24 protein-coding genes are annotated in these 25,206 nt (G+C 51.2%); 5 read left to right on the top strand and 19 right to left on the bottom strand.

From position 1 onward, the window contains the following. Nucleotides 1–221 precede the first annotated feature (221 nt). The 3 genes from BN4_RS14650 to BN4_RS17570 form a co-directional block, all read right to left on the bottom strand. Nucleotides 222–812 carry a hypothetical protein gene (locus BN4_RS14650; protein ID WP_015416187.1) on the bottom strand — a complete coding sequence of 197 codons (591 nt, stop codon included), beginning with the start codon at nucleotides 810–812 and terminating at the stop codon, nucleotides 222–224. Nucleotides 813–882: 70 nt separating this feature from the next. Next, on the bottom strand, nucleotides 883–2,010 hold the full coding sequence (locus tag BN4_RS14645) for a sulfite exporter TauE/SafE family protein (protein ID WP_015416186.1): 1,128 nt from the start codon (nucleotides 2,008–2,010) through the stop codon (nucleotides 883–885). An 80-nt stretch (nucleotides 2,011–2,090) separates the two neighbouring features. Beyond that, entirely contained in the window at nucleotides 2,091–2,540 is a 450-nt protein-coding gene (locus BN4_RS17570) for a 4Fe-4S dicluster domain-containing protein (RefSeq protein ID WP_015416185.1), read from the bottom strand. Between the two features lie 269 nt (nucleotides 2,541–2,809). On the opposite strand from BN4_RS17570, the gene BN4_RS14635 reads away from it, so the two are divergent. Then, on the top strand, nucleotides 2,810–4,894 hold the full coding sequence (locus tag BN4_RS14635; protein WP_015416183.1) for a molybdopterin-dependent oxidoreductase: 2,085 nt from the start codon (nucleotides 2,810–2,812) through the stop codon (nucleotides 4,892–4,894). A 94-nt stretch (nucleotides 4,895–4,988) separates the two neighbouring features. On the opposite strand, the gene BN4_RS14630 is transcribed toward BN4_RS14635, so the two are convergent. The 12 genes from BN4_RS14630 to nifH form a co-directional block, all read right to left on the bottom strand. Continuing rightward, nucleotides 4,989–5,234 (bottom strand): hypothetical protein, encoded by a 246-nt coding sequence (locus tag BN4_RS14630; RefSeq protein WP_015416182.1) that lies wholly within the window; start codon nucleotides 5,232–5,234, stop codon nucleotides 4,989–4,991. Between the two features lie 70 nt (nucleotides 5,235–5,304). Continuing rightward, entirely contained in the window at nucleotides 5,305–6,579 is a 1,275-nt protein-coding gene (locus tag BN4_RS14625) for a radical SAM protein (RefSeq protein WP_015416181.1), read from the bottom strand. 189 nt (nucleotides 6,580–6,768) lie between these two features. Continuing rightward, nucleotides 6,769–8,145: a nitrogenase component 1 gene (locus BN4_RS14620; RefSeq protein WP_015416180.1), complete on the bottom strand. Its 1,377-nt coding sequence runs from the start codon at nucleotides 8,143–8,145 to the stop codon at nucleotides 6,769–6,771. Then, on the bottom strand, nucleotides 8,138–9,523 hold the full coding sequence (gene nifE / locus BN4_RS14615; protein ID WP_015416179.1) for a nitrogenase iron-molybdenum cofactor biosynthesis protein NifE: 1,386 nt from the start codon (nucleotides 9,521–9,523) through the stop codon (nucleotides 8,138–8,140). Before nifE ends, BN4_RS14620 begins: the two co-directional genes overlap by 8 nt. 11 nt (nucleotides 9,524–9,534) lie before the next feature. Next, nucleotides 9,535–9,987 (bottom strand): hypothetical protein, encoded by a 453-nt coding sequence (locus tag BN4_RS14610; RefSeq protein ID WP_041720438.1) that lies wholly within the window; start codon nucleotides 9,985–9,987, stop codon nucleotides 9,535–9,537. Nucleotides 9,988–10,003: 16 nt separating this feature from the next. Further along, entirely contained in the window at nucleotides 10,004–10,306 is a 303-nt protein-coding gene (locus tag BN4_RS14605) for a (2Fe-2S) ferredoxin domain-containing protein (RefSeq protein WP_015416178.1), read from the bottom strand. A 15-nt stretch (nucleotides 10,307–10,321) separates the two neighbouring features. Beyond that, nucleotides 10,322–11,497: a radical SAM protein gene (locus tag BN4_RS14600; protein WP_015416177.1), complete on the bottom strand. Its 1,176-nt coding sequence runs from the start codon at nucleotides 11,495–11,497 to the stop codon at nucleotides 10,322–10,324. 168 nt (nucleotides 11,498–11,665) lie between these two features. Continuing rightward, a complete protein-coding gene (nifK, locus tag BN4_RS14595; protein WP_015416176.1) occupies nucleotides 11,666–13,039 on the bottom strand; it encodes a nitrogenase molybdenum-iron protein subunit beta in 1,374 nt (457 codons plus the stop codon). 19 nt (nucleotides 13,040–13,058) lie between these two features. Continuing rightward, on the bottom strand, nucleotides 13,059–14,696 hold the full coding sequence (gene nifD / locus BN4_RS14590) for a nitrogenase molybdenum-iron protein alpha chain (protein WP_015416175.1): 1,638 nt from the start codon (nucleotides 14,694–14,696) through the stop codon (nucleotides 13,059–13,061). Nucleotides 14,697–14,723: 27 nt separating this feature from the next. Then, a complete protein-coding gene (locus BN4_RS14585) occupies nucleotides 14,724–15,098 on the bottom strand; it encodes a P-II family nitrogen regulator (protein ID WP_015416174.1) in 375 nt (124 codons plus the stop codon). Continuing rightward, nucleotides 15,098–15,451 carry a P-II family nitrogen regulator gene (locus tag BN4_RS14580; protein ID WP_015416173.1) on the bottom strand — a complete coding sequence of 118 codons (354 nt, stop codon included), beginning with the start codon at nucleotides 15,449–15,451 and terminating at the stop codon, nucleotides 15,098–15,100. The genes BN4_RS14585 and BN4_RS14580 overlap by 1 nt, the downstream gene beginning before the upstream one ends. Before the next feature lie 165 nt (nucleotides 15,452–15,616). Continuing rightward, nucleotides 15,617–16,447, bottom strand: a complete 831-nt coding sequence (nifH, locus tag BN4_RS14575) for a nitrogenase iron protein (RefSeq protein ID WP_015416172.1) — start codon at nucleotides 16,445–16,447, stop codon at nucleotides 15,617–15,619. A gap of 321 nt (nucleotides 16,448–16,768) precedes the next feature. Between nifH and BN4_RS14570 the strand changes: the two genes are divergently transcribed. Together BN4_RS14570 and BN4_RS14565 are read left to right on the top strand one after the other, a co-directional pair. Further along, entirely contained in the window at nucleotides 16,769–17,866 is a 1,098-nt protein-coding gene (locus tag BN4_RS14570; protein ID WP_015416171.1) for a LeuA family protein, read from the top strand. A gap of 268 nt (nucleotides 17,867–18,134) precedes the next feature. Beyond that, nucleotides 18,135–18,989 carry a hypothetical protein gene (locus BN4_RS14565; RefSeq protein ID WP_015416169.1) on the top strand — a complete coding sequence of 285 codons (855 nt, stop codon included), beginning with the start codon at nucleotides 18,135–18,137 and terminating at the stop codon, nucleotides 18,987–18,989. A 7-nt stretch (nucleotides 18,990–18,996) separates the two neighbouring features. On the opposite strand, the gene BN4_RS14560 is transcribed toward BN4_RS14565, so the two are convergent. The 3 genes from BN4_RS14560 to BN4_RS14550 are packed head-to-tail and all read right to left on the bottom strand — an operon-like array spanning nucleotide 18,997 to nucleotide 23,905. After that, the gene (locus BN4_RS14560; protein WP_015416168.1) at nucleotides 18,997–22,095 is read right to left on the bottom strand and encodes an efflux RND transporter permease subunit; all 3,099 of its coding nucleotides are present in this window, start codon (nucleotides 22,093–22,095) and stop codon (nucleotides 18,997–18,999) included. A 2-nt stretch (nucleotides 22,096–22,097) separates the two neighbouring features. Further along, a complete protein-coding gene (locus tag BN4_RS14555; RefSeq protein WP_015416167.1) occupies nucleotides 22,098–23,198 on the bottom strand; it encodes an efflux RND transporter periplasmic adaptor subunit in 1,101 nt (366 codons plus the stop codon). Continuing rightward, on the bottom strand, nucleotides 23,195–23,905 hold the full coding sequence (locus tag BN4_RS14550) for a TetR/AcrR family transcriptional regulator (protein ID WP_231856546.1): 711 nt from the start codon (nucleotides 23,903–23,905) through the stop codon (nucleotides 23,195–23,197). Before BN4_RS14550 ends, BN4_RS14555 begins: the two co-directional genes overlap by 4 nt. 262 nt (nucleotides 23,906–24,167) lie before the next feature. Between BN4_RS14550 and BN4_RS17990 the strand changes: the two genes are divergently transcribed. Further along, nucleotides 24,168–24,419, top strand: coding sequence for an Alkyl hydroperoxide reductase/ Thiol specific antioxidant/ Mal allergen (fragment) (locus BN4_RS17990; protein WP_015416165.1), 252 nt, complete (start codon nucleotides 24,168–24,170; stop codon nucleotides 24,417–24,419). A gap of 12 nt (nucleotides 24,420–24,431) precedes the next feature. Continuing rightward, nucleotides 24,432–24,815, top strand: a complete 384-nt coding sequence (locus BN4_RS17985) for a redoxin domain-containing protein (RefSeq protein WP_269450401.1) — start codon at nucleotides 24,432–24,434, stop codon at nucleotides 24,813–24,815. 8 nt (nucleotides 24,816–24,823) lie between these two features. Here the strand turns inward: BN4_RS17985 and BN4_RS14540 are convergent, their stop codons facing one another. Then, the gene (locus tag BN4_RS14540; RefSeq protein WP_051053285.1) at nucleotides 24,824–25,201 is read right to left on the bottom strand and encodes an MGMT family protein; all 378 of its coding nucleotides are present in this window, start codon (nucleotides 25,199–25,201) and stop codon (nucleotides 24,824–24,826) included. Between the last annotated feature and the right edge of the window lie 5 nt (nucleotides 25,202–25,206).

Genomic DNA, 25,206 nt, shown 5'->3' with positions numbered 1-25,206 from the left:
AGGCCAGAAGAGTGCAAAACGAGAGATAAGGCCCTTTTTATCAGAACAAAAACAGAGCTGATTCCCCCTGCCCAAAGCCTTCAACCAGAGTTCAATCGCTTCTCAAAACAGGCTTGCGAAAGCTGACATTCACTCCTTCGCCAAAAGCCTTTCACGTCATGGTCGATCAATACGCCAAAGCCACTTTCATGGACAACTCCATGGGCGGCTCTTCAAATATCCTAATTTCCGGGAACAGCTTCTTTCTCTTTGATGAGATCCGAAAACAACAGCATCTCATCTTCCCCTTCGTTTTCCTTGATCTTGCGACGAATTGTCTTGAAGACCGGAAGCCAGGGTTTGGCTTTACCAAACAACCAACGGACCAAGATATAGAGAGGAATAAAGATAAAGGAAGGTCCAACCTGCCCGATAAACGGAACAACGAAATCAACTGAACCGAATCGATAGAAAAGCCAGCCGATACCAAACGGAACAATCCACAATGATGAGGCAAAGAGTGCAATATGAGAAAAGAAATTCTTGCCAAAGGCTTCATTGGCAATGGAGTTGCAGGCTTTCCACGCAACCTTGTCTTTCACACCGATGGCCTGAACCGACAAGTTATGGTGATTGACCATATCCCGATTGATTTTTGAAAAATGTTTGGCATTCAGGAAATAGATACCAGCCATGCATAATTCACCTATAATGGTTGCGAGAAGGCAGAGCCAGAAAAGCCCTATGGCAAACCCGAGATATGGGTTGTCGCTGGTGCGAAATGCCCAGATCATCCAAGGGTCAAGGAATTCGTATATGGCTTGGCTCGTCATGCTGTTTCCTGTCTTTTGCGGGGCCGCCCACTATGGGCGGCCCCAATGATTGAATTGGTGTTTTCCCGACTTAGAAGGGAGGAACCAGGGAATGACCCAGGAAACCCTTGGTGGTATAGCGAATACCCACATACAGGGCGAGGAAGATGAAGATGTACTTCAGTACTTTCTCGGGGATGAACTTGGAGGTCTTGGGACCAATAACGGAACCAATAACGATACCGATAAGTTCAGCGCCAATCAGTCCCCAGGCAACAGGAGTTTGCTTGAGCAACATGTAGGAAGCGATGGAGTTGACCATACCAATGAAAACGGCCATGGCAGAGGTTCCTGCAACAAGGTACATGGGCAAACCGGCAACGGAAGTCAGGAACGGCACCAACAGGAAGCCGCCACCAACGCCCAGGAAGGAAGCCAATGCTGCGATGAAGAAACCACCGACAACCGGAATCAGCGGATTGAATCTGAACTCGACACCAAAGAAAGTAAATTCACAGGCTGTCGGGGTAAACTTCTGGACTTTAACGCCCATCTCGGCGAGATCGACCTGACCACCGGCCTGCTGTTCTTTCACAGATTTCTGAAAAGCTTCTGCGGCCTTTTTGGCGGCCTTTTTGTTGGCTTGGCCCTTCGGAGTTGTCTCGTAGGTCAGGTAGCAGCCCAGAAACAGGACAAACAAACCAAAGTAGCCAAGATACGCTTTCAGACTGATCTTTCCGGCAGTGAGCCAGGGAACCAGCCAGGAACCGGACACGGCTCCAATGGCAAGGGCAATACCCAAGGGCAGAACCAGACGACCAGCTTTGTAGTAGTTGAAGGAAGACAGTGCTGCGGAGCAACCGACCAACCACTGGTTCGAGACACGGATGGAATCGGTCACAACCTTGTTCAGCTTCATGGTTTTCTTGAAGCTCTTGGCGTAGTCGCCCAGTCCGTAAATGGTGATATGGCCGACACCAGCCATGATTCCACCAAATGCACCGACAGTGGAGAAAATCCAGCCAACCCAGATCGCCCACACGAGACCGATCATGACATTCAGCTGCGGACCGCCGGGAATTCCGAGATAGCCAGGCTCACCTTCGGGTTTCGCCTCGGCAATAGCCTCAGCAAGACGGTCGGCCCATGCCGGTTCTGCGACAAAGCAGACCACGGCCAGGAGGGCCAGCATCAGGAGAATTTTGTTGGAACGTAACACAGTTACTCCTCCTCAAAGAGATAAAGTTAAAGTCCTCAAATTTGCACCGAATATCCCCCGGATACTCGGTCGAAACCACTCTATTCCGGTCGTACGAAGCTCAAGGCATTGGCCGTACAGCCGGTAACGCAGGCAGGTATGCCCCCGGCATCCACCCGATCTACGCAATAGTCACATTTCATGATCTTCCCGGTCATTTCATTATACACGGGAACCTGCCACGGACAGCCATCAATGCAGGACTGGCATCCATCGCACTTATCCAGATCAACAAGGACCAGACCGTCCTCTCGCTGGTACATGGCTCCTGTGGGACACGCCGGGACACATCCCGGCTTCTTACAGTGAAGGCACGGCTGATATTTAAGCTTAGCCGTGGGCTTACCATCCTTGTCGGCAAGAGGTCCCTCAGCCGTCAGTCGGTTGAGGCTGATTCCGGCAGGAACCTTGTTCTTCACCTTGCAGTGGACAAGGCAGGCATCACAGGCGATGCACCTCGTCTTGTCGAACTTGATTTTGTAAATGGCCATCTGTTCACCCCTAAAATCGATTTAATGCGCGCAGTTCTTATGATATGTTTCCCTTTCAAGGAAAAAGAGAAACTGGTCAATGAAGCCCCTTCTTGTGATTTTTTTCTCAAAAATTACTGTGTGACTTCAGCATTTTTTTTATTTTTTTGGGATTATAATGTGAAAATTTTCACATCAGGGTAACTTGTTGCAGTTGCTTGACGCACGTTGCTAGCGTGCATTCTACAAAAAAGTACTGCAATTTACCCCCGGATTTTCAGGAGGAGACGATGAGTAAGGAATATGTAAACAGCATGTGCGGCATGTGTTCGGTCCGCTGTCCCATTCAGGTTGAAGTGGTGGATGGCAAGGCCGAATACATTCAGGGAAGCCCGAAGGCTCTCAAGGGTGCACTCTGTCCTCGCGGTGCCGCTGGCACTGCTCTCACCTACGATGAGGAACGCCCTCAATACCCGATGATTCGTCAGGGAGAACGAGGCGAAGGAAAATGGAAACGAGTCTCGTGGGATGAAGCTCTTGACCATGTCGCAGACAAACTCAAGGCCATCCAGGCTGAACACGGTAAGAACTCCGTTCTTTTTTCGGATCGTGGAGGTCCATTCAGAGATTTCTACCGTGCGTTTCTGCGTGGGATTGGGACGGTCAATTACAACAACCATGATTCGGCTTGCGCCCGTAACGTGCAGAATGCAGCGTTGTCAGTCTTCGGATTCGGCCGCAAGGGTGTTTCTTATGATTTCAAGAACGCCAAGCATATCATTGTACAGCAGCGTAATATCTTCGAGGCAATCAATGTTGCAGAAGTCAACAATGTTCTGACAGGCATGAAAAACGGAGCCAAACTCTCGGTCATCGACATTCGTGCTAACATCACTGCGACCAAAGCGGATAATTTCTTTCTGATTCGCCCCGGAACAGATTACGCATTCAACCTGGCCGTCATCAATGTCATTATCGCTGAAGAACTCTATGACAAACAATTTGTGGCAGATTGGATGCAGGATTTCGACGCCCTCAAGAGCTTTGTCGCCCAGTACACACCGGAATGGGCCGAAAAAGAAACCGGGGTCAATGCAGATTCCATCCGCGACCTTGCACAGCAACTCGGAGAGGCCGCGCCCAGTGTTGTCTGGCATCCTGGTTGGATGACCGCCCGCTACTCGGACTCCTTCTATATGTCTCGCACGGCGTACATAATCAACGCCCTGCTCGGAGCTATCGGAGCCAAGGGTGGCCTTCCTTTCATGAACAAGCCCGGCGATGTGGGTGCCAAGGGACTTAAAAGCTTCATGGAACTCTATCCCAAACCGGAAGGACAACGCGCAGACGGTATCGGCTGGATGGATGGACGCAAGCACTTTGATGCGGGACCGGGATTAGTCAATCTCGCCTATGAAAGTGTTGCCCAAGGTTCCCCGTATCCGGTCAAGGCATACATTGCCCAACGCCATGACCCTCTCATGGCCTTCCCAGACTCTGCCGATGTTAAGGTATTGTGGGAAAACATCGAATTGCTGGTTGCTGTCACATTTTCCTGGTCAGACACCGCCTGGTATTCTGATGTCATCCTGCCGATCTCACCCTATCTGGAAAGAGACGATCAGATCATGACCAAAAATGGCCCCAAACCATGTTTCCAAATGCGCAAACGGGCCATGGAACCACTCTATGATACCAAAGCCATCTGGGAAATATACGCAGGTCTGGCAAAACGGTTTGGGCTTGATGAACTGGCCATGGACAACGTCGAAGACCTTTGGAACTTCCAGCTCGAAGGGACAGGGGTTTCCATTGCCGACTTTGATGAAACCGGAATTGTGGATCTGGCTGATTCGCCAACATACAAACCGGTTAAGGACGGTTCTTTCAAGACTCCTTCGGGCAAGGTTCAGGTCATTGACGAGAAACTGGAAGGAGACGGCCAGCTCTCCCTCAAGCCTTATGAATCACCAGAACTTCCCCCTCTGGACAAATTCCGTATCACCTTTGGCCGATGTGCCCTGCATACCCAGGGACATACGGTCAACAATTCACTCCTCTTTGAACAAATGCCCGAGAACACCTTGTGGATCAACAGTGAACGGGCCAAAAAACTCGGGATCAGCACTGATGACACCGTCACCATTTCCAACAATGGCCATTCCGGTGAAATAAAGGCCTTCGTCACTGATTTTATCCATCCTGAAGCAGTCTTCATGATCCATGGTTTCGGGCACACTCTCCCGTGCGAATCTCGCGCACAGGGGCGAGGTGTTGCCGACAATGAACTGATGCCCAAGGGAATCACGAAGTGGGACAAAGGCGGTGGAGCCATCGCCATGCAGGAACATTTCGTGACCGTGAGCAAAGCATAAATCACATACAGTACTCCTACCAACCCCCAAAGCGAAAACGGCCTACATCACACTGATGTTGGCCGTTTTCTGTTATGGGATAGTAGGAGATGTCTTATTCAACTGCCCCGATAGTACGGACCGAAATGATCTTTTCCCAATCATAGTAAGTGTTGATATTGGACCCATCCTGCGTACAGGTGACGCGGACGAATTCTTCGCCCAGGAACAGGGTTGCGCCTTCGTAGACTTCTCCCTCGTTGACCTGAATTTTCACATCTTTGCGGAGTTTTCGCGACATTGTCCCCTGGACAGGTTTTGACGCGTACTCAAAGACCTTCTCGAGTGTAGCCTTGTTCATCGACGGTTCTCCTATGCTAATGGTTCACGAGCGCCAAGATATTTCAGCGATCGTTCCTCTATTGGACATATTATCCGCAGGAAGTACCGGTTCCGGTACAACAGGCTCCACCGATGCCGCCACGGCGACCTTTGAGAGTCTTAATGTCACCCTCACTGAAAACAACCGCCAAGGCATCCTGAATAAAACCGTCTACAACATGTGCTTTCACACCATGCTCTTCCAAGAGCATTTGTGGCGTTTCACCCATGGCAGCAGCCAAGACCGCCCTACAGTCATTGAGCATGGCAGCGAGATCTGCCCATCGTTTGGGACCGCAGCCTGCATTAGGAGCTTTTCGTTCTTCGATCATGTGAAATCCACCGGTTTCCGCTTCCCCCCAAATCTGAAAACTCTTGGCTTCACCCAGGTGTTGATTGACGAGCATACCCTCACGAGTCGCAACCGCTACATACGGCTTGGGCATCTTCACTTCTATCGGCTTGAGCGACGCACACGCCTTGAGGGTCCCGCACAAGGCCACGGATTGATCATTCCCCAGCAAGCCCACTGCATCGGCTCGACACCGCTTGCAATGCGTCATCTGCGAAATGTATTCACCGGCTTCCTTCCGCAGGGGGAGTACGGTTTCCTTGCCCGGTTCGGGAACTTCGGCAAAGGGTGTATCCTGTGTCGGTTTGATCGGAATCATGTTTTGGATATCTGCACCCAGGGCAGAAACAACCTTGGCAACTTCCACAAGATGCTCTTCATTGACACCTGGGATAACGATGGAATTGACCTTGACGACAATCCCCCGTTCCTTGAGGCCTTTGATTGCTTTGAGCTGGCGGTCAAGGAGTATTTCAGCCCCTTTCTCTCCACGATAGACAACGTTGCCATCTTTGACCCATGAATAGATTTGAGCGCCGATGACAGGGTCGACAGCCGAGATGGTGATGGTCACATGGGAAACACCAAGCTCCGCAATATCATCTAGATACGGCAGGATGCCCATGCCATTGCTGGAGAGACAAAAGAGCAATTCAGGGTGACGCTGATTGAGCAGCCGCATGGTTTCCAACACTTCAGTAGGATTGGCAAAAGGATCGCCAGGTCCGGCAATACCCGCGACAGTGATACGCGGCTCCTTTTCCAAGACCTTATCCATGTATTCAGCGGCCTGAAACGGCTTGAGCACACCACTTGTCACGCCGGGACGCGACTCGTTGACACAGTCATATTTGCGATTGCAGTAGTTGCATTGAATGTTGCACTTGGGCGCTACGGGTAGATGTACGCGGCCGCAGCTACCTGCGGTTTCCTTATTGAAACAGGGGTGCTTGGTTGTGTCCTTGCTACTCATGACAATCTCCTGTGCTGCCTTCACCGGGTGGGGGACGGGAAAACCTCTTGCGAGATTCTCCCTCATCCTTTCCCCCAGACCCCGCTCTCTCTCGGTCAGTGCGTCAGCGCATTGGCGCAGACCGGGGATGGCGGAAGGCTGGTTAACATATCGATCAGTTATCGTTATTCCATACTTTCAATAATTATCTTAAATATATCCATAGCCGATAGGGCTCTCTGTCTGCTTCTTGTCGATGACCGTGTTGACGATCATGTCAAAAAGGTTGAGTGCTCCTTTATACCCAAGATGGAGTACCCGTTGCCCGCCAAAGCGATCATGAATCGGAAATCCTACCCGCACCAACGGAATGTTCCACGCCTTGGCGTACTTGTACCCTTTGGAATGCCCAATAAGCAGATCCGGCTTCAACGTTTCAGCCTCATCCGCTATATCCTGAAAATCCACACCTTCACGGACTTCCGGAGCACGACGGGCCACACCATCCGTGACAGCTGCAATGGCATTCTCCAGCCCTTTGTTGCGAGAACCTGTTCCTGCCAGAACAACATCAATACCAATCTCGGCAAGAAAGGCGCACAGGCCGGCCACAAGGTCTTCTTCGCCATAAACCACAGCTCGTTTTCCGAAGACATATTTATGCCCATCAACATAGGCATCAATCAGCCGGCCGCGTTCCAATTCGTACCGCCGAGGCATAGGCGTCCCGGAAAGAGCTTCGAGAGCCTCATAAAAGCGATCAGACTCCCGCAATCCGATAGGAAGACCTAAACGATGATTTTTGACACCAAATATCGATTCCAGACTGGTTCCCCCTGTGGACTGTGGAAGGCAACGACCAAATTCAATAGTCGCCCTTGAGCCGGACATGGTCTTGATATCCTCGAGAGTGGTTCCACCGGAGGGTATTTTCACATAATCCTCCAGTGTCGGACCATCCAAGGTTTCGGAAATATCCGGCAATATCGTTCCCATGATGCCGAAATCACGACAGATGTCATGCAGCTGGCGAACATCTTCACAGGAGACCATGTTAGGCAGGATATTGACTCGATTGGCCTCCTCTGCCTTGGTCGTACAGAGTTGTTCCACCAGCGAACGCACGGCACCATGCCATCCATCCGTATGAGTCCCATTGTAGCTGGGAGTGGAAACATGCACGATCTCAGGCAGATCCAGATCACCAAATTCACCATGAAATTCCTTGAGAATCATACGGACGTCATCACCAATGGTTTCGGTCAGGCAGGTGGTCGCCACACCGATGAGCTTCGGCTCATATTTCTTCATGACATTGAGCACACCCTTTTTCAGGTTCGGGCCACCGCCATAAATGGCATTTTTCTCACCCAAAGCCGAAGAGGCGATATCCACGGGTTCGCGAAAATGGGAAATGACATATCGGCGCATATACGTGGCGCATCCCTGAGAACCGTGCAGAAACGGGATGGCTCCTTCGATGCCACGAAAAGCCATTGCCGCCCCTAATGGAGTACACAGCTTGCAAGCATTGGTTGTTGAAACAAAGTTCGGTCGAGCTGTTTTCTTGGTGGAAGCATTACTCATTGACAGCCTCCTTTTCGGCTTCAAGCACGCGATTGGCGCGACGGGGCACAAAATTCCACACGGGGGACATGACAGAGGAATGAACTTCACGAGCAAAATTGAGCATACCTTCGAAACCTTCCAATGCTTCTTTGCGTTCGTGGTTATGATCACAAAAGCCAACGCCCAATTTGTAGGCTATAGGCCGCTCTTTGACGCCACCCACAAAAAGATCGACGTCCTTTTCCTTGATGAACGCGGAAAGTTCCAAGGGGTTGGCATCATCAACAATGATTGTGCCCGGATCAGTGATCTGCTCCAATTCGGCATAATCTTCCTTGGTCCCGGTCTGGGACCCGACCATGACAACCTTCATGCCGAGGTGACGAAATGCCTTGACCAGCGAGAAAGCCTTGAAAGAACCGCCGACGTACATAGCAACTTTTCTCCCATCCAAATCTTTCCTGTACTGGGCCAATTCAGGCATGAGCGAGGCAAGTTCTTCACGGACAAGCTCCTGGGTGCGTTCAACGATCCCAGTATCCTGATCCTTGAAAAAGTCGGCCACCTGATAGAGCGAATCAGCCATATCCTCGATACCGAGATAGGAGACCCGCAAATAGGGAATCCCATATTTTTCTTCCATCATTTTGGCCAGATCAAGAGTTGAACCAGAACATTGGACGAGATTTAAGGCGGCACCATGGCAGCGCCCAATGTCGTTGACACGGCCATCACCCGTGACGTTTGCCACGACTTCCACGCCCATGCGCCTGAAATATTCGCGAATGATCCATATCTCGCCAGCGAGATTGAAATCGCCAAAAATATTGATGGATATGGGAGTAATCCCTGAAGTATCGCGTGTGCCGATCAACCGGAACATCGCCTTGCACGCGGCAAGATACCCAGCTCTCTTGTTTCCCTTGAATCCCTCGGACATGACCGGCAGAACCGGAATCCCCTTCTCTTCGCTCATTTTGCGACAGACGGCTTCAAGATCATCACCGATCAAACCGACAATACAGGTGGAGTAGACAAAAGCAGCCTTGGGCTGATGCCGGTCAATCAATTCATCAAGCGCTGCCGACAGCTTCTTTTCCCCACCGAAAATGACATCGATCTCCTGAAGGTCCGTAGAAAAGGAAAGCCTATGAAGCTCCGGGCCACTGGAAAGCGCTCCCCGGATATCCCAGGTATAGACAGCACAACCGATGGGGCCATGCACAAGATGTAGGGCATCGGCAATAGGATACAGAACCACGCGGGAACCACAGAATACACACGCACGCTGGCTGACCGCGCCCGCCAAGGATTCACGATTGCAGGCGATGTCAATAGCGCCCTCACCGGTCCGGTGGATCTGATCCTTTCTTTCTTCCAAGATCGTCGTACTCATGAGTCTTCCCCTTATGAGTTGGTCCCTGAACATGACAGCCGGAATTCCGGTCTGTTAACAACAGGACAGTGGGCAAAGGATGGCAGGGGCGATGCCTTCCCGAAACGTATTCGAGCCGTCTCCGAGCGCAGTCCCCGTCCCGTGCCCCTGTCTTGCAACTGTGAACCGATGTCCGAGTCCCGCCTTCCCACTGGGGAAAGCATGTTCCCTTTCGGGAGGGCGGGACTGTCTTGAGCCATGGGTGCCATCAAAAGCCCCGAACAGGCTCCAGCTTCAGTCATGCTGGAACTCGACGCGATCAGGATGCGTCCCCGACCGTTGTTCAGCATCTTTTCCAGACCGCGCCGCAGCTCCAGTGCATCAAGCGTGACACTCTCTCTCATAAAGGTCAGCGACCTGAGCGGAGCACTGTACCCTGTCAAGGGGACACTCATTGCGGGGCGGATGACGGCGGCTTCAGACATCGGACTCTCTCAATTTTTATGCGGCAAGGTAAGCAGCGCAGGGTTCGCCGTCTTCCAAAGCATCAAGAATCTCATCAATGACCGCTTCACTATCCACACCCTTGAACCACCAGTTCTCAGGCTGAACGACCATGATCGGACCGGATTCACACTGCTTGAGACAGGTTGTGGCGACAACCAGGGCATCCAGACCACGGTCCAGGATTTCTTCCTCGATGTACTGCAGGAAACCATCGGTCTGCTTGTGACAGATGCCTTTGGGTTCGCCTGCTGCACGAAAACTCTGACAACAAATGATCATTCTCTCAGGTACGGCCATGATTGATTCTCCTCGCTATTGTTTGCGGAATTTCTTGCCTTTTTTTCCGCCGCCATAAAGCACGTCTACCGTCCCTGCGATCTCCCCATCGGTGATCAGGACTGACAGCCCATCGCGGCTCAAAATTTGTCGTGGTTTTTCGCCTGCACTCGCGGTCAGGAGCACAAAGCAATCCTTCAGCAGCTTGGAAAGGTCTTTCCAACGCCTGGAACCGGAACCGGGTTCAGGCGCATCCCTGGATTCCAGCAGACATGGCAGGCCATCTTCTCGTGGGCCATAGATCAAAACCTTGACCGCGTGGCCAAGATGCAGGTCCACGTCCATACCACCTGAACTGACAACGGCCACGTTGGGACGATCGGCTATGGGCTTGGGCAGCACAGAAATAGGGGCGTCGCGCTTTTCGAGTGAAGTCAGACCGACGATGTCCTCGCCACAGTCCTCCCAGGCAGGCATGAGATGCAGGTGACGCGCCACCCCCTCGCGAATGGTGTCCATAAGCTCCGCACCGCATTCGGCGGGAGCATCGGTACAGTCAGGGTCCGGCCTGTAGGGAACCACTGCCATGATATCGGCGCCGAGGCTCGCCATGGTTGAGGCGATCTCTTCCACATGCCCGGCGTTAATCCCCGGATAGACCGTGGTATTGATCTTGACGGTGATTCCTGCTTCCTTGAAAGCAACCACGGCATCGGCCTGATCTTTCATCAAAAGCTGAACCGCTTCCGGTAATGGAACCGTCTTGGTTGACGGTCTAACCCAGGCGTACAGGTTCTCTGCGACCTCTGGAGAGACGGCGTCCACCAGCAATGTGACATGGGAAAGCCCGAGTGCGGCCAGTTCAGATGCATACTTGGCACTCCCGATACCAACGGTGGTCATGCACAATGAAATTTTCGGAAATTCTGCATGAACCATGTTCAATGTCCGAAGGGTCGGCTCAGGCACAGCCATGGGATCGCCGGGACCGGTAATCCCAACGACATCGACAGTTGTCCCTTCGGATATCACGCTTTTAAGCCAGGTCATGGCCTCCTCCGGAAGCATGGCGGACTTGGCCTTGATCAAACCAGAAAATCTGATTTTTGAATTCGCCCGGGGAGCGACAGGAAGATGCAGGCGTCCGACATTCTTGCGTGAAGCAAGGCCGAAGCAAGGATGGGTATCGTATGAAGTGGAGCTGGGTGCCATGCTGCGTATCCTTTGTATGTTACGGCTTTTCAAAAAGGTCCGAATGCCGGAGAAGTATTCCGGTCCAGCCCGTCGGACCGGAATGTCAAAAGGTGGACGTCGTGGCAATCGGGCCTCTTTCAAAAGCCGCGGCGGAGGGGGAAGCTCTCCGCCGCGGGTATGGGAGTGCTACAGGACGAGTTCGAATACCCGTTCTGGATCGTCGCGGTCCTTACGGTCCAGGAACAGGGTCAGGATCTTTTCAAGCAACCTGAGCCCGCCCTTGTAGCCAACTGTCGGGAAGTACTGGTGACCCTGGCGATCCAGGATCGGGAAGCCCCAGCGCAAGAACGGGATGTCCTCGTCACGGGCAATGTACTTGCCATAGGTATTTCCGATAAGCAGATCGACAGGCTCGTTCTTGATCCACTGGTGCATCAGGAACATATCGCCTTTGGCCTTGACTTTGACTTCAAAGGGCTGCCCTTCACAGATTTCCTGAATCCGCTTCTCGAACTTCTTGCCCGGAGTTCCGGTCACGACATACACGGGTTGCATGTCCAGAGAGACCAGGAATTCACACATGGAGATGAGCTGATCTGGGTCGCCCCAGATGGCAACACGCTTGCCGTAGAAGTACTGGTGCATGTCGGAAATCATATCCACGAGCTGACCACGTTCAGTGGCCACGGCATCGGGGACAGAGACTCCGGCCACGGTACGCAGAACATCAATGAAACGGTCAGTGGCAGCCAGTCCGAATGGCATATCCAGCACAGTGCACGGCACCTTGCATTTGGAATCGAGCCAGCGGGCAGCGTCTGCCGAACACCACTCACCCAGAGCGAGAGTTCCAATGGCATCGCCACTCTTCTTGAGTTCGGAGACGGTAACGCCTCCATCAGGGAACATCTTGTATTCTCCGGTCAGCGGAGCATCGAGAACACCGGAAGTATCAGGGAACAGAGTGATGTCCACACCGATCAAACCAGCGAGACGCTTGATCTCGGCCATATCGGAAGGTTCGACCCAACCGGGGATGACATTGACCTTGCCGGATTTCTTGCCAGACGGTTCAGCCAACTGAGCCATGGCTTTCACCATATTGGAGAATCCGGTGACGTGGGAACCGACATAGCTCGGAGTGGGAGCTCCGATGACAGTCTTGCCTTCAGGGATCTTTCCTTCTTTCTGAGCCTTGGTACGAATCTGGTTCAGGTCATCACCAATGGTCTCGGACAGACACGTGGTGTGCACTGCGATAACTTCAGGCTCGTAGACCGTGAAGATATTGTCGATGGCCTGCACCAGGTTGGCCTGTCCGCCAAAAACCGATGCTCCTTCAGTAAAGGAACTGGTCGCGGCCGAAATGGGTTCCTTATAGTGACGTGTCAGGGTGGAGCGATGATACGCACAGCACCCCTGAGAACCATGGCTATGAGGCAGGCAGCCGTGAATACCGAGGGCGGCGTACATGGCTCCGATAGGCTGACATGTCTTGGCCGGATTGATCACCAGAGCCTTGCGGTCAGCAACTTCTTTTTTAGTATGTCTTAATAACATTGTCTTCTCTCTCCCTCGGTTATTCCCACACGAAGGTGCCGGTAAGTTCAGGATTTTCCTGCCAGGGAGCCTTCATGTAGCTCCAGACCTTGCTGTTCACGAGACGGTCGATTTCCTTGTAGAAATTGACTGCGCCCTTGAACCCGGCATACGGGCCGCCGGAGTCATAGCTGTGCAACTGTTTCATGGGGATGCCCAGTTTCTGAATGGAGAATTTCTCTTTGATACCTGCGCAAAAGAGATCAGGTTTGAGGATTTCCACCAGCTTGTCAGCTTCGTACTGATTGAGATCATCGATAATCAAAGATCCCTTATCCATATCTGGATTCATGCCTTCATAGTGCTTGAACTTAAATCCGGCATCTTCCAAAGCCTTGTACTCTTCCGGTGTTTTGCGCGGATTGTAGAGTTTTTCATCCTGCACGACTTCGATTTCTTCAATATTACGAGAATCTGCATCAACTTTAAGAGTGGGGATAACGTCACGCCCTTCGTAATCATCACGATGACCGAACTCATACCCGGCGGATAATGTTTTCATTCCCATCTCGACGAACAGTTCATTGTAGTGGTGGGCACGTGAACCACCAACAAACATCATGGCTGTTTTGCCTTCAGTACGCGAACGAACGTCTTCGATGACAGTCTTCACTTCGACCAGCTCTTCTGCAATGACAGCCTCGACCTTATCGATAAGCTTCTTGTCGCCAAAGTATTCAGCAATCTTACGCAGAGATTTCGCTGTTGCCTCTGCTCCGATGAAGTTGACCTTTATCCAGGGAATGCCATACTTAGTTTCAAGCATATCAGCCACATAGTTGATAGAGCGATGACACATGACCGCGCTCAAATCAGCATGCTGGGCAGAGGCGAACTGATCATAGGACGAGTTGCCTGAGAAGGTTGCGATATTGGTGATACCGCACTTCTTGAAGATACGATCTATCTCAAAACCGTCTCCACCAATGTTATACTCACCCAAGAGATTGATTTTGTATTCGCCTTCAGAAGGGGTCTCATTTTCACCGATCAGGTGCGTGAAGACCTGGTTATTCGCGATGTGGTGACCTGCGGACTGGGAAACTCCCTTGTATCCTTCGCAGGAGAAGCCGAACACGTTACAGTCTCCGAATTTGGCTTTCATCTTTTTGGCCACTGCGTGGACATCATCACCAATCAGGCCGACCGGGCAGGTCGCGAATATGGCGATCCCCTTGGGATGAAACAGGTCGTATGCTTCCTGAATCGCTGCTGCGAGTTTCTTTTCACCACCAAAGATGATGTCCTGATCCTGCATATCGGTCGAGAAACAGTACGGCATGTAGTTATCACCGTCCGGTCCAGGTTCAGTCTGGTTACGGCGAGTAAGCCAGGAATAGAAACCACAACCAATGGGACCGTGGGTGATATTTACGAGATCACGGGTGGGGCCGAGGATAACCCCCTTGCAACCGGCATAAGTGCATCCACGCATGGTGATGATACCGGGGATGGTACGGACATTTGCCAGGATCTCAGGCGGAGTCTCGGACTCCTGAGCCTCATTGATCATTATTTGCTTTGCGCGCTTGCGAGCCACCTTGGGCGGATACTTCTTGAGAAGTTCTTCCTTGATATCGGCGGCATCGAACTGCACGACCTTTTTCGTCTTAGCCATGTATTTGCTCTCCTTCAAAGCGGCGCTTTAGGCGATCGCCTTTTCGCCGGTTTCAGAGGTTCTGACGCGGGCTGCGTCCCCAATAGGCAGGACGAAAATCTTGCCATCGCCGGGTTTCCCGGTCTGGTTGACAGAGGTGATTGCTTCCACCACCTCTTCCACGACATCGTCAGTGACTACTGCCGTCAACATGCGCTTTGGATACAATTTCCCTTTTTCTCCCAGGACTGCTGCGGCTTCTTCGTATCCGCTCTCAGCGCCTTCCAGGACACTTGAGTTGATAAACCCCTTGCCTCGGCCCTGTGCTTCGTGAGCAAAGAAGGCATCCACGCCAACCTCAGTCAAGGCAGCCTTGGTGCGGTTCATCATGTCCATGCGCACAACTGCGATGATTTCCTTCATTATGCTGCCTCCTCGGAAGCGGCGGCAGTATCGTTGACGCCGGAACTGATGGTGTAGACATCCTCGACTTCGGAAACAAAAATCTTACCATCACCGAAAGCACCTTTGGTGCCGGAGCGCGCAGCGTTCATGATTGTCGTGATGACGAAGTCCTTGTCTGCGGCGTTGACAACGCTCATGAGCATGGTCTTGGGGATTTCATCATAGGTGACTTCACCGATCTTGATGCCGCGCTGCTTGCCGCGACCAGCCACGGAGTATTTGGTGACTGCCGGAAAACCATTGTCCATCAGGGCAGCCAAGACATCATCCGCTTTTTCAGGCCGTACAATCGCTCTTACCATGATCATCATTTTAACGCTCTCCTATCTTACTTGAATTATGTACTTTTGGTTGCATTTTCTCTTTTATTCCTCCCGGGTCAAAGGCATCGGTGTTAAGAGCAGACCTTTCGTTCATCCACGAAATTCGTCGAGTCTCGACCGTCGGAAGACGCCGGGAGGGATGCGAAATGAGATTTATGCAGCTTCCAGGATGCCGTATTCGAGCAACAATTTTTCGAGGTCCTCAATTTCCAACGGAGTGGGAATAGTGAACATTTCGTTTTCATCGATAGCTTTGGCCAATCCACGGTACTCGTTGGCCTGCGGGACAGAACCATCCCACTCGATAACTGTTTTGCGGTTGATCTCAGCGCGCTGGACATCATTGTCACGCGGGACAAAATAGATCATCTGGGTGCCAAGTTTCGCAGCAAGCTCAGTGATCAGATCAGCTTCACGGTCAGTATTACGGGAGTTGCAGATAAGGCCGCCGAGACGAACGCCACCGGATTCAGCGTATTTCATGATACCCTTGCAAATGTTGTTTGCGGCATACATGGCCATCATCTCGCCGGAGCAGACGATGTAGATCTCTTCAGCTTTACCATCACGAATTGGCATGGCGAAGCCACCACAGACAACGTCACCGAGGACATCGTAGAATGAATAATCCAGTCCTTCGGACTCTTCGTAGGCACCAAGCGACTCGAGCATGTTGATGGAAGTAATGATACCACGACCGGCACAGCCAACTCCCGGCTCGGGACCACCGGACTCGACACACCATGTTCCGCCAAAACCAGGCTTGCGGATATCGTCCAGCTCAACATCTTCACCCTCTTCACGCAGGGTATCGAGAACGGATTTCTGTGCCAGACCACCAAGCAACAAACGAGTGGAATCAGCCTTGGGATCACAGCCAACAACCATGATCTTACGTCCCATTTCAGCCAAACCAGCAACAGTATTCTGAGTGGTTGTGGACTTTCCGATGCCGCCTTTACCGTAGATTGCTACTTTCCTCATGATTTCTCCTCCATGGGTTTTCTTGCGTTGATGCTTCTCCCTATGGCAAACCCCGTGCCATTCGTGACAAGTTAATGTAAACACCTTAAATAAAAAGATTTATCATAAAACCACACAGAGACAACTCACCTACGAAAAGTGTAGGAAGCAACGAACTTCGCAGACGAAGTTGTAGGAACCTACAAAAATGTCAGCAACAACACCCGCAACGCTTTTTTAAAAAAAACACGTAATTTTAGAATGTTAAATCAACAGACTGCTTTGGCATCGTTCATGCTTCTCCATACGCATGGAACAGCACATGACATTGGGAGAAACAACATGTTGATTGATACGACACTCAGAGAAGGCGCTCAGCTTTTCGGCGCTTATTTCAGCATGAAAGAAAAGGAAGCCATCATACGAGGACTCCTTGAACTTGGTGTGGAAGAATTAGAACTGGGCTGGGTAGGTCAAAATGGACTTGAAGAACTGATTCGCCGTGTTCGCCCCTTCGCCGGGGCAACCCGGATAAGCGCATGGACCCCATGCCGGGACGGAGACATCCGCACCGCAGCGGCATTGAATGTGGACAGGATCAATATTGGTGTCCCTGTTTCCGATCTTCATCTCAAGAACAGATTGCACACCAACCGCGAAGGATTACTTGAGCGATTGGCCGGAACAGTTTTATCCGCCGTCCTTCTCGGCGTGGAATATGTTTCTGTCGGCCTTGAAGATATCTCCCGTGCCGACCCGGAGTTTTCCCTGACTGCTGCGATGCTGGCACAGGATATGGGGGCTTCAAGGGTCCGACTGTCAGATTCTCTCGGTTTGCTGACTCCCTCTGAGACAAAAAAAATGATTACATCTTTCAAAGAGAATCTTGAAATCGATGTGGCGGTCCATTGCCATAACGATTTTGGCATGGCCACGGCAAATGCTATCACAGCCTTGGCCTCAGGAGCAGATTACGCAGATGTCAGTGTTCTGGGAATCGGGGAACGATCCGGTATAGCCGCCACTGAAGAAGTTGCTGCGTATTTTACCATCAAGGAGGAAAGTCATGGGTATCAAACTCAAGGGATTCGTCAACTCTGCCATCAAGTCGCTGAAGCTGCCGGGGTCCCGATTCCTCGAACGAAAGCCATTGCAGGTAAGGATATCTTTTCATGCGAATCAGGCATCCACGCTCACGCACTCAGCAAATCTCCCGACCTCTTCGAGCCGTTTTCACCGAAAACCATCGGCGCAGATCGCACTCTCGCGGTTGGCGGCAAAAGCGGGCGGGCGGCAGTTGCCCACGCACTTGATAAGAACGGGCTTGAATATCCCGAACGGGAGCTCCCTCAGCTTGTTTCAGCGGTAAGAAAACTGGCCTGGCAACTGGAACGTCCACTGACTTCGCTGGAATTATCCGAATTAGCCAAGCGCAATTAAAAAGGATCGCTTCTATGCTCAGAAAATTCATCCTGATTTTCTTTTGGATATGCTTCCTCTCCAATTCCGCACAAGCGCATGTACCCCGCTCGCCTGACCAGTCATGGCACTGTAGAGTGGCTGCACACGGTAAAATTAGATTGGCTCATGCTCCCGAAAGGACTTGCAGTTGAGAAGTCTTTTTCTCAGATGAAAATGGATGGGATACTGTCCACTTCATAAACCGTTTTCCTGTGACCAAACATCCTGAAAAGACACGGAGGAAATCATGCAGACCATTGAAACGAAGTATGGTGAATTCATTGCCCAGCACACAGCCAACGAACTGCGTCGAAAGGAAATTTTACCTGTCGTCTTTCATGAATCCGGGGTCATCAAATCACTGCCGCTGGAATCGCAACAAACAGTTGTGACACCAGCTGGGGAAATCCCTGCGGAACTGATCTCCTTCCATGCAAACGGATGCATCAATCGAATTTTCCCCCTCAATGGAAAGCTGTCCGGCTATTGGGCACAGGAAGATGAAGCGAACCTTGCTCGCCCAGTCACTCTGGTGACTCCCTCCGGAACCATCACAACGCGCATCATCGGAATCAGTTTTTACGAGAATGAAACCCTGCGCAGCATCACCCTCTGGCCAGGAGAGACCATCTCCATTTCCACCCCCGCCGGAATGTTGGATACTCGTATCGGAGTCAGTTTCACCCCTGATGGCGAAGTCAGTTCCCTGGAACCGGCCAAACCGACTCCAGTCAAGACAGCAGCCGGGGAAATCACGGCATATGACCCGGACGCCATTGGTGTGAATGGGGATTGGAATTCCTTGGTCTTTGACAAGTCAGGTGCTGTTGTCCGCGTTACCACGACCTTGACCAGGGTCAAGGCCGTGCATCCCAATGGGACAACCACGGTTTTTACCCCCGGCACCAGAGAAAGCCTGTGTAGCGAGAGTGAAGAAGAAGTCGTCCCGATGGTAGTAGAAATGGACCAATCGGCGATCAGGGTTCGCACCAGTGCAGACCGACCAGTCGCAACACTCCCCATGGATACACATGTCTTCTTTTCCGAACCGTATTTACCACAACTCGCCAACTTCATGGAGATGATGCGCTGTTCCGTATGATCACCACTTATTCAGAAAGCGCATTCAGGTCACTCCCCTGCCTGACTTCTTCGGGGTCCCACGTATACTTCCCAAAGGATTGACGAAAGAACAGTGAATATAGGACCGGGCAGAGAACAAGGGTGAGAATTGTCGCAAAGGCCAGCCCTGACATGATCAGGTTGGCCATGGGACGCCACATTTCGCCCCCCTGCAACGAGAGTGGAATCATGCCGATAATCGTCGTGGTTGCAGTCATGATGATGGGTCTCGCCCTCTCCATGGCTGATATCACGATGCTGTTGGCAAGATCCATTCCCCGGCTCCTTTGAATTTCTATCCGGTCTATGAGCATAATCGCATTATTGACGATAATACCCAGGAGAGAAATCATGCCGAGCATAGGCATGAAGCCGAAGGGAGCATTGGTCGCGAGCATCCCGGCGGTGATACCGACCATCATGGGAGGCAATGTCAGGAGAATGATCAACGGGCGTCGGAGCGAATTGAATTGAAAGACCAAAACCAAGACCAACAGCCCCATGGCAAGAGGCATATTGGCATTAATCGCTTCCTGAGATTCCACACTCTTTTCAAATTCTCCTCCGTACTCGACGGTGTACCCGATCGGCCAATCTCCCTGCTTCATGAGTTCATCGATTTGAGGTCGAATCGATCCCAAAATAGTAAGAGCATAGTATCCTTCTCCCACATTCGCCTTGACAGTCATGGTCCGTGTCTGGTCCCTACGCCGGATATCAGAGGGTTGCCAATCAAGTTTCGTCTCAGCCACCTGACTCAAAGGCACACTCTTTCCGCTATCGTAGGAATACACATTCAGGCTTCCGACTTTATCGAGATGATCACGGACGCCTTCATTGTTACGAAGCAGGATCGGAATCGAAGTGTCCCCATCCCGATACTCTGAAGCCTGAAGACCGCTCATGCTGGTTTGTAGGCTCACTGCCACGTCAAAACTGGTTAACCCGGCCTTGCGAGCCTTCTCCTGATCAATTTTAACCAGCATTTTCTTGGTCCACTGCCCCCAGTCATCCCAAACACGGGTAATGCCGGGTTGCTTTTCGACAAGTGCGACCACCTTATCTCGCAGAGCATACAAGGTTTTCATGTCAGGGCCGGAAATACGCACCTGAAGCGGAGCACCGACCGGTGGCCCATTCATCAGTTTATTCAAACTGTAATCCGCATCAGGGAATGCCTCTTCCAATTCCTTTCTCGTCCGTGAAATAAGGGGATCAACGGATTCCACGGACTTGGTATTGATCACGAATGTGGCCAGATTGCTATTCTGCTGTTCGAGATTGAGCGGCAGATACCAGCGAGGCCCACCATGCCCGACAAAAACACCAACACTATCAATATCCTTGTCCGCAAGAAGGAATTTTTCAAGTCGAGTCACCCGTTTGTTTGTCGTGGTAATGTCCGTTCCATAAGGCTGCCAAAAATCAATGGTGAACTGCGCCCGTTCATTAGGGGGAAAGAACATTTTCGGAACATACTTGAATCCCCATACAGCCACGCCGCAACAGAGAAGGACTCCGGCAAGAAAGACCGTTCTATTGCGCAAGCACAGAAGAAGAAAACTGCGATACCACCGATAGAGACGCCCCATATAAGTCTCCACCTTCAACTTCGGCTTAAGAATGTAGTAACACATCATCGGCACCATGCTCATGGACATGCCCCACGAACACAACAGGGCCAAAGAGACCACCACAAAAAGGGAAAAACAGAATTCACCCGTAGCATTCTCAGCCAAGGGGATAGGGAGAAAAGCGAAAATAGTTGTCAATGAAGCGGCGAGCAACGGCATCCACAACTCGCTGACAGCACCGGCCACCGCTTTGAGTCGCTCCTCACCCGCAGCCAGTCTGACAAGAATGGCTTCGGAAACAACGACCCCGTTATCAACAAGAATACCGAGTGAGATAATCAATGAAGCAATGGAAATACGTTGCAGCCCGACATCGAAAAACGGCATGAGGCAAATGCAACCAAGCATCGCCATAGGCACGAGAGACCCTGCTATCAAACCGGTTCGAAAGCCCGCAAAGGCAAGGATCACGATAACCACAAAACCGAAGGACTCAAGAAGATTCAGCATGAAATCACTGATGGCAGTGTTCACGTAATCCGGTTGAAAAACCAAAACGTCCGCATCCATGCCCAGGAACATGTCCTGGCGTAATTCACCCAACCGTTTCTGAACCCGTTCTCCCAGTTCCGTGATATTGCCGCCATCTGCCATGGAAACGGCGAGAAACAAACCGGGACGCCCATTGTACCGGGTCATGGTAGACGGCGGGTCAGTAAACCCCCGTGTAATCGTCGCGACGTCTGCCAGCCTGACGGATGTCTTCTGTCCGGCAGGGCGAATACTCAGGGCATAGATATCGTCCACTCCCTTGAATTCTCCAGTCGGCTCAATAACAATACGCTCCGGCCCAACCTGACTGGAACCACTGGGCTGAATTGTATTCTGATTATCGATGATCTGGGCCAGGGCAAAAGGACTGACACCTGCCGCAGCCATACGAGAATTGGAAAATTCTACAAAGATACGCTCAGCCTGGGTCCCCCATCGCTCCACTTTGCCGACGCCGTCAATCTTCAATAACTGGTCCCGCATGGAATCAGCGGCGTCCTTAAGTTCACGGTAGGAAAATCCATCCCCGGTCAAGGCAATGACAATCCCAAAGACATCGCCAAATTCATCATTGACCACAGGTTCGTAGGCTTCATCCGGCAAGGATGATTCCGCATCGGAAACCTTGTTACGCAATTTCTGCCAGACAGGTTCCATATCCTTCAGTGAATCCTCGAATTCAGCCTCAATAATGGAAACCCCGGTCATGGACTGGGACCGAACAACTTTGATCCCGCTCAATTCTCGAATCTTTTCCTCAAGCTTATCTGTGACCAATTCCTCCACGCGCTGGGGAGATGCACCTGGAAACTGAGTTGAGACAAGAGCGGTACGGATGGTAAAATCAGGGTCTTCATCCTTGGGAATATTGATAAAAGTCATGATACCGCCAAGAGCGATGATCACGAACAGGACGAGGGAAGTACGATTATTCTTGATGCACCACTTGGCGAGATTCATGATTATCCCTCCGTACCACGACTGGAATAGCGAACCTTCAGGCCCTCTTTCAGGTGATGGACACCCCGTGTCACAATGATATCACCTTTTTTGACTCCTTCCACAATTTCGAGACCATGCTCTGAAAGACTTCCTATGGTCACCGTCTGACTGGAGACAGTCGAGGTCGCAGGGTCAACGATCCAGAGAGAGCGCGTTCCATCCGTTTTGCCTAATACGGCCACAGGCGGAACAAAATAGCGTGCGCCTGAAGATTCTCGTCCAAGAAAACTGACCTGACCGGACATGCCACTTCGCAACAGCCTGTTTTTATTATCAAGATAGACCTTGACCGGATAGGTCGAACTGGCTGTGGAATCAACACTGACCTCCATGACTTTGCCGAACAAGATCGTGCCGGGCAGAGCATCAAACCGGACCTCGACCTTGTCACCTTCATGGACCTGTGCGATCAACGTATCCGGTACAGCGACATACATTTTCATCTCACGACCTGCATTGAAAGAAGCGACTGCCTGCCCCGAAGCAACGTTCTGGTGCACCTGAGCCTGAACTTCTCCTATCCAGCCATCAAATGGCGCATTCAGGGTCGTATAACTGAGATGCTTGCGGGCAATATCGAGTTGCTTGGCCGATGCGCTGAGTTGCGCCTCATAGGACTTGAAATCAGCCTCAATCTGATCCAATTCGCCACGGGAGATGACACTTCGTCTATAGAGTTCCGTATTCCGCTGCATATCTGCCTTGGCACGCACATAATTGGCACGCACCTGCTCCAGATTCGCTTTGGCCTGACGATATTCCAGTTCGTAATCACTAGGATCGAGGCGGGCGATCACTGCGCCTTTGGAAAACTTTCGTCCTATCTGTTCGCCGGGAAAAGCAATAATCTTTCCACCCACCCGAAATGAAAGCTGCGTTTCAAGAGCATCTTCTGCAGTTCCGGCAAATGTCCATTGCTGACCGATGTCATATTCCTTCACGATCATGGTTTTGACAGGACGGGGAGGGGCAGCGACCTCTTCCTGGCCCCCACCGCACGCCTGCAAAAGGACAAGGCAGGACATCACGACAAAACCGAAAACAAACCTATATTTCATCATGCATTCTCCATGGGAAGGCCAAGGAAGCCTCTAATGCGTTTGCTCATAATGACGGAGATCTTTTCAACCCCGCGCCCTCTATAGGATTCCCAATTCAAACGTTTGGTTATCAATTTATGACTTTCCAGAAATTTGATAATCATACCAATAATACAGTGGCTGGTAATAACAATTTCTTCCCTGTCGTCAACATCCGGCAGAACCGCATCGACCAAAATAAAAAGTGAACTGAATGTCGGGTCGAAAAATTCTTTTTCGATTTTTGGATACAACTCCGTGGATTGGGCCAATTCACGGGAAATGATGAAAGCTGGCCAACTCTCCCTTTTCTGCCCGAGAATACCATGAACAAGCCTGTTCATATACCAAGAGACAACTTCCGCCAGATCATTGGCATTCCCTGCTGCTTCGGACAGACGCTTCTCAAGCTCTGGGATCGGTGGGAATATCTCGTCGCGCATGGCGATGAGTTCCTGCAGAATAGCCTCGTACAGTCCAGCTTTCCCACCAAAATGATACCCCACGGTCGACAGATTGACTCCGGCCTCAGCAGCCAACTGCCGCATGCTCACCCCGTGAAACCCATGAAGGCCAAAAAGACGTGCCCCGACATCAATCAGCAGTGCACGGGTTTCCTCCCCCTGCACTTTTCTGCTTACAGCCCTTTCCTTTTCCACCATGACATCCTTTGAGTTCAATGCTTTCATCTTCCCATTTGGCAGCATCCAGCAATACAACCGCTCACCATCTATGTCAAACGTTTGTTCTAGATAAATATGAATCTTATAAAATTATAACTATTTGAAAAGCATATGCTTTCAATACAATAATTCAATATAACGAACCGTAGAATATAGTTGCACATGCAACTAGGCTCTTGTAGCGTACTCGGAGGCACTACAGGGATTATGCTGAGGTCCCTGCCTCATAGTAACGGAGCAAGACACACAACCCACACAGGAGATTGCGATGTCCACTTTGACAGAACAATTGGCCCAGACTCTCAAGCAGAACAAGAAACGAATCCCTGAAACAGCACAAGCAGTAATGCAGCAAGCTGAGAAAGACCTGCGAAATTCCGGCATAGAAGGCTCGGCATTGGCGGATGGAGAAAAAGCTCCTCAATTCTCAGTGAAAAATCATCTGAATCAGGAACGAAACCTCGCTGCCTATCTGCAACAGGGACCACTTGTTCTCAGTTTTTACCGAGGCGGCTGGTGACCTTACTGCAATCTGGAGCTGGTAGCTCTGCAAAAGGTCTTGCCGGAAATTCATGAACTGGGAGCGAGCCTTGCGGCAATCAGTCCTGAAACTGAAGACAACTCTCTATCCACGGCTGAAAAGAATGCACTGACATTTGATGTGCTTCATGACGATGGTAATGTCGTTGCCACATCATTTGGCCTCGTCTTCACGGTCGGAGAAGAACTCAAAGCAATCTACAAGGGATTCGGAATTGATCTGGAGAAATCCAACGGAGATGCTTCATACACTCTCCCGATCCCGGCAACATATGTGATCCGACAGGATGGCACCGTGGCCTACCACTTTGCCGAGGTGGATTACACCAAACGCCTGGACCCGACCGAGGTCGTACAGGCACTCAAAAAACTGTAACTCCCGAGTCAGGAATCATTGCCCCCACAGGATGTTATGTCGCGTGGGGGCGTGGTTTCCTGGCACTCTTCAGGCCCCGGGATCCAGAGGAATCGTCCAAAATCAAGTGTGTCCTTTTCGTCAAACACGACACCTTCACTGATGAGCCGATCTTTCTGTTCCTCATACCCAAACCCTGGCCGCAAGGATATACATCCTGCCCGGTTGACCACACGATGCCATGGCAACCCTTCCTTGGCTGAAAAAGAGTGGAGAATATAAGCAACCTGTCTTGCTCCACGGCTCTTTCCGGCCATACGGGCAATTCCTCCATACGTCGCGACCTTCCCTGCCGGGATGCTTTTGATCAAATCAATCACGAGATCTGTAAAAGGCAGTCTTGTCATGAAAA

The organism is Pseudodesulfovibrio piezophilus C1TLV30 (assembly GCF_000341895.1).
Classification (GTDB): Bacteria; Desulfobacterota; Desulfovibrionia; order Desulfovibrionales; family Desulfovibrionaceae; genus Pseudodesulfovibrio; species Pseudodesulfovibrio piezophilus.
The sequence above is the reverse complement of the archived record's forward strand: the minus strand, read 5'-3'. Positions and strand labels throughout refer to the sequence as shown.

What these genes read in the sequence shown, in the direction of transcription:
- nifD (WP_015416175.1), bottom strand. Translation starts at nt 14,696, where the DNA reads ATGGCTAAGACGAAAAAGGTCGTGCAGTTCGATGCCGCCGATATCAAG.
- BN4_RS14585 (WP_015416174.1), bottom strand. Translation starts at nt 15,098, where the DNA reads ATGAAGGAAATCATCGCAGTTGTGCGCATGGACATGATGAACCGCACC.
- BN4_RS14650 (WP_015416187.1), bottom strand. Translation starts at nt 812, where the DNA reads ATGACGAGCCAAGCCATATACGAATTCCTTGACCCTTGGATGATCTGG.
- BN4_RS17570 (WP_015416185.1), bottom strand. Translation starts at nt 2,540, where the DNA reads ATGGCCATTTACAAAATCAAGTTCGACAAGACGAGGTGCATCGCCTGT.
- BN4_RS14560 (WP_015416168.1), bottom strand. Translation starts at nt 22,095, where the DNA reads ATGAATCTCGCCAAGTGGTGCATCAAGAATAATCGTACTTCCCTCGTC.
- BN4_RS14550 (WP_231856546.1), bottom strand. Translation starts at nt 23,905, where the DNA reads ATGAAAGCATTGAACTCAAAGGATGTCATGGTGGAAAAGGAAAGGGCT.
- BN4_RS14600 (WP_015416177.1), bottom strand. Translation starts at nt 11,497, where the DNA reads ATGGCACCCAGCTCCACTTCATACGATACCCATCCTTGCTTCGGCCTT.
- BN4_RS14605 (WP_015416178.1), bottom strand. Translation starts at nt 10,306, where the DNA reads ATGGCCGTACCTGAGAGAATGATCATTTGTTGTCAGAGTTTTCGTGCA.
- BN4_RS14625 (WP_015416181.1), bottom strand. Translation starts at nt 6,579, where the DNA reads ATGAGTAGCAAGGACACAACCAAGCACCCCTGTTTCAATAAGGAAACC.
- BN4_RS14635 (WP_015416183.1), top strand. Translation starts at nt 2,810, where the DNA reads ATGAGTAAGGAATATGTAAACAGCATGTGCGGCATGTGTTCGGTCCGC.
- nifE (WP_015416179.1), bottom strand. Translation starts at nt 9,523, where the DNA reads ATGAGTACGACGATCTTGGAAGAAAGAAAGGATCAGATCCACCGGACC.
- BN4_RS14555 (WP_015416167.1), bottom strand. Translation starts at nt 23,198, where the DNA reads ATGATGAAATATAGGTTTGTTTTCGGTTTTGTCGTGATGTCCTGCCTT.
- BN4_RS14610 (WP_041720438.1), bottom strand. Translation starts at nt 9,987, where the DNA reads ATGTCTGAAGCCGCCGTCATCCGCCCCGCAATGAGTGTCCCCTTGACA.
- BN4_RS14565 (WP_015416169.1), top strand. Translation starts at nt 18,135, where the DNA reads ATGCAGACCATTGAAACGAAGTATGGTGAATTCATTGCCCAGCACACA.
- BN4_RS14540 (WP_051053285.1), bottom strand. Translation starts at nt 25,201, where the DNA reads ATGACAAGACTGCCTTTTACAGATCTCGTGATTGATTTGATCAAAAGC.
- BN4_RS14630 (WP_015416182.1), bottom strand. Translation starts at nt 5,234, where the DNA reads ATGAACAAGGCTACACTCGAGAAGGTCTTTGAGTACGCGTCAAAACCT.
- BN4_RS14620 (WP_015416180.1), bottom strand. Translation starts at nt 8,145, where the DNA reads ATGAGTAATGCTTCCACCAAGAAAACAGCTCGACCGAACTTTGTTTCA.
- nifH (WP_015416172.1), bottom strand. Translation starts at nt 16,447, where the DNA reads ATGAGGAAAGTAGCAATCTACGGTAAAGGCGGCATCGGAAAGTCCACA.
- nifK (WP_015416176.1), bottom strand. Translation starts at nt 13,039, where the DNA reads ATGTTATTAAGACATACTAAAAAAGAAGTTGCTGACCGCAAGGCTCTG.
- BN4_RS14580 (WP_015416173.1), bottom strand. Translation starts at nt 15,451, where the DNA reads ATGATGATCATGGTAAGAGCGATTGTACGGCCTGAAAAAGCGGATGAT.
- BN4_RS17990 (WP_015416165.1), top strand. Translation starts at nt 24,168, where the DNA reads ATGTCCACTTTGACAGAACAATTGGCCCAGACTCTCAAGCAGAACAAG.
- BN4_RS14570 (WP_015416171.1), top strand. Translation starts at nt 16,769, where the DNA reads ATGTTGATTGATACGACACTCAGAGAAGGCGCTCAGCTTTTCGGCGCT.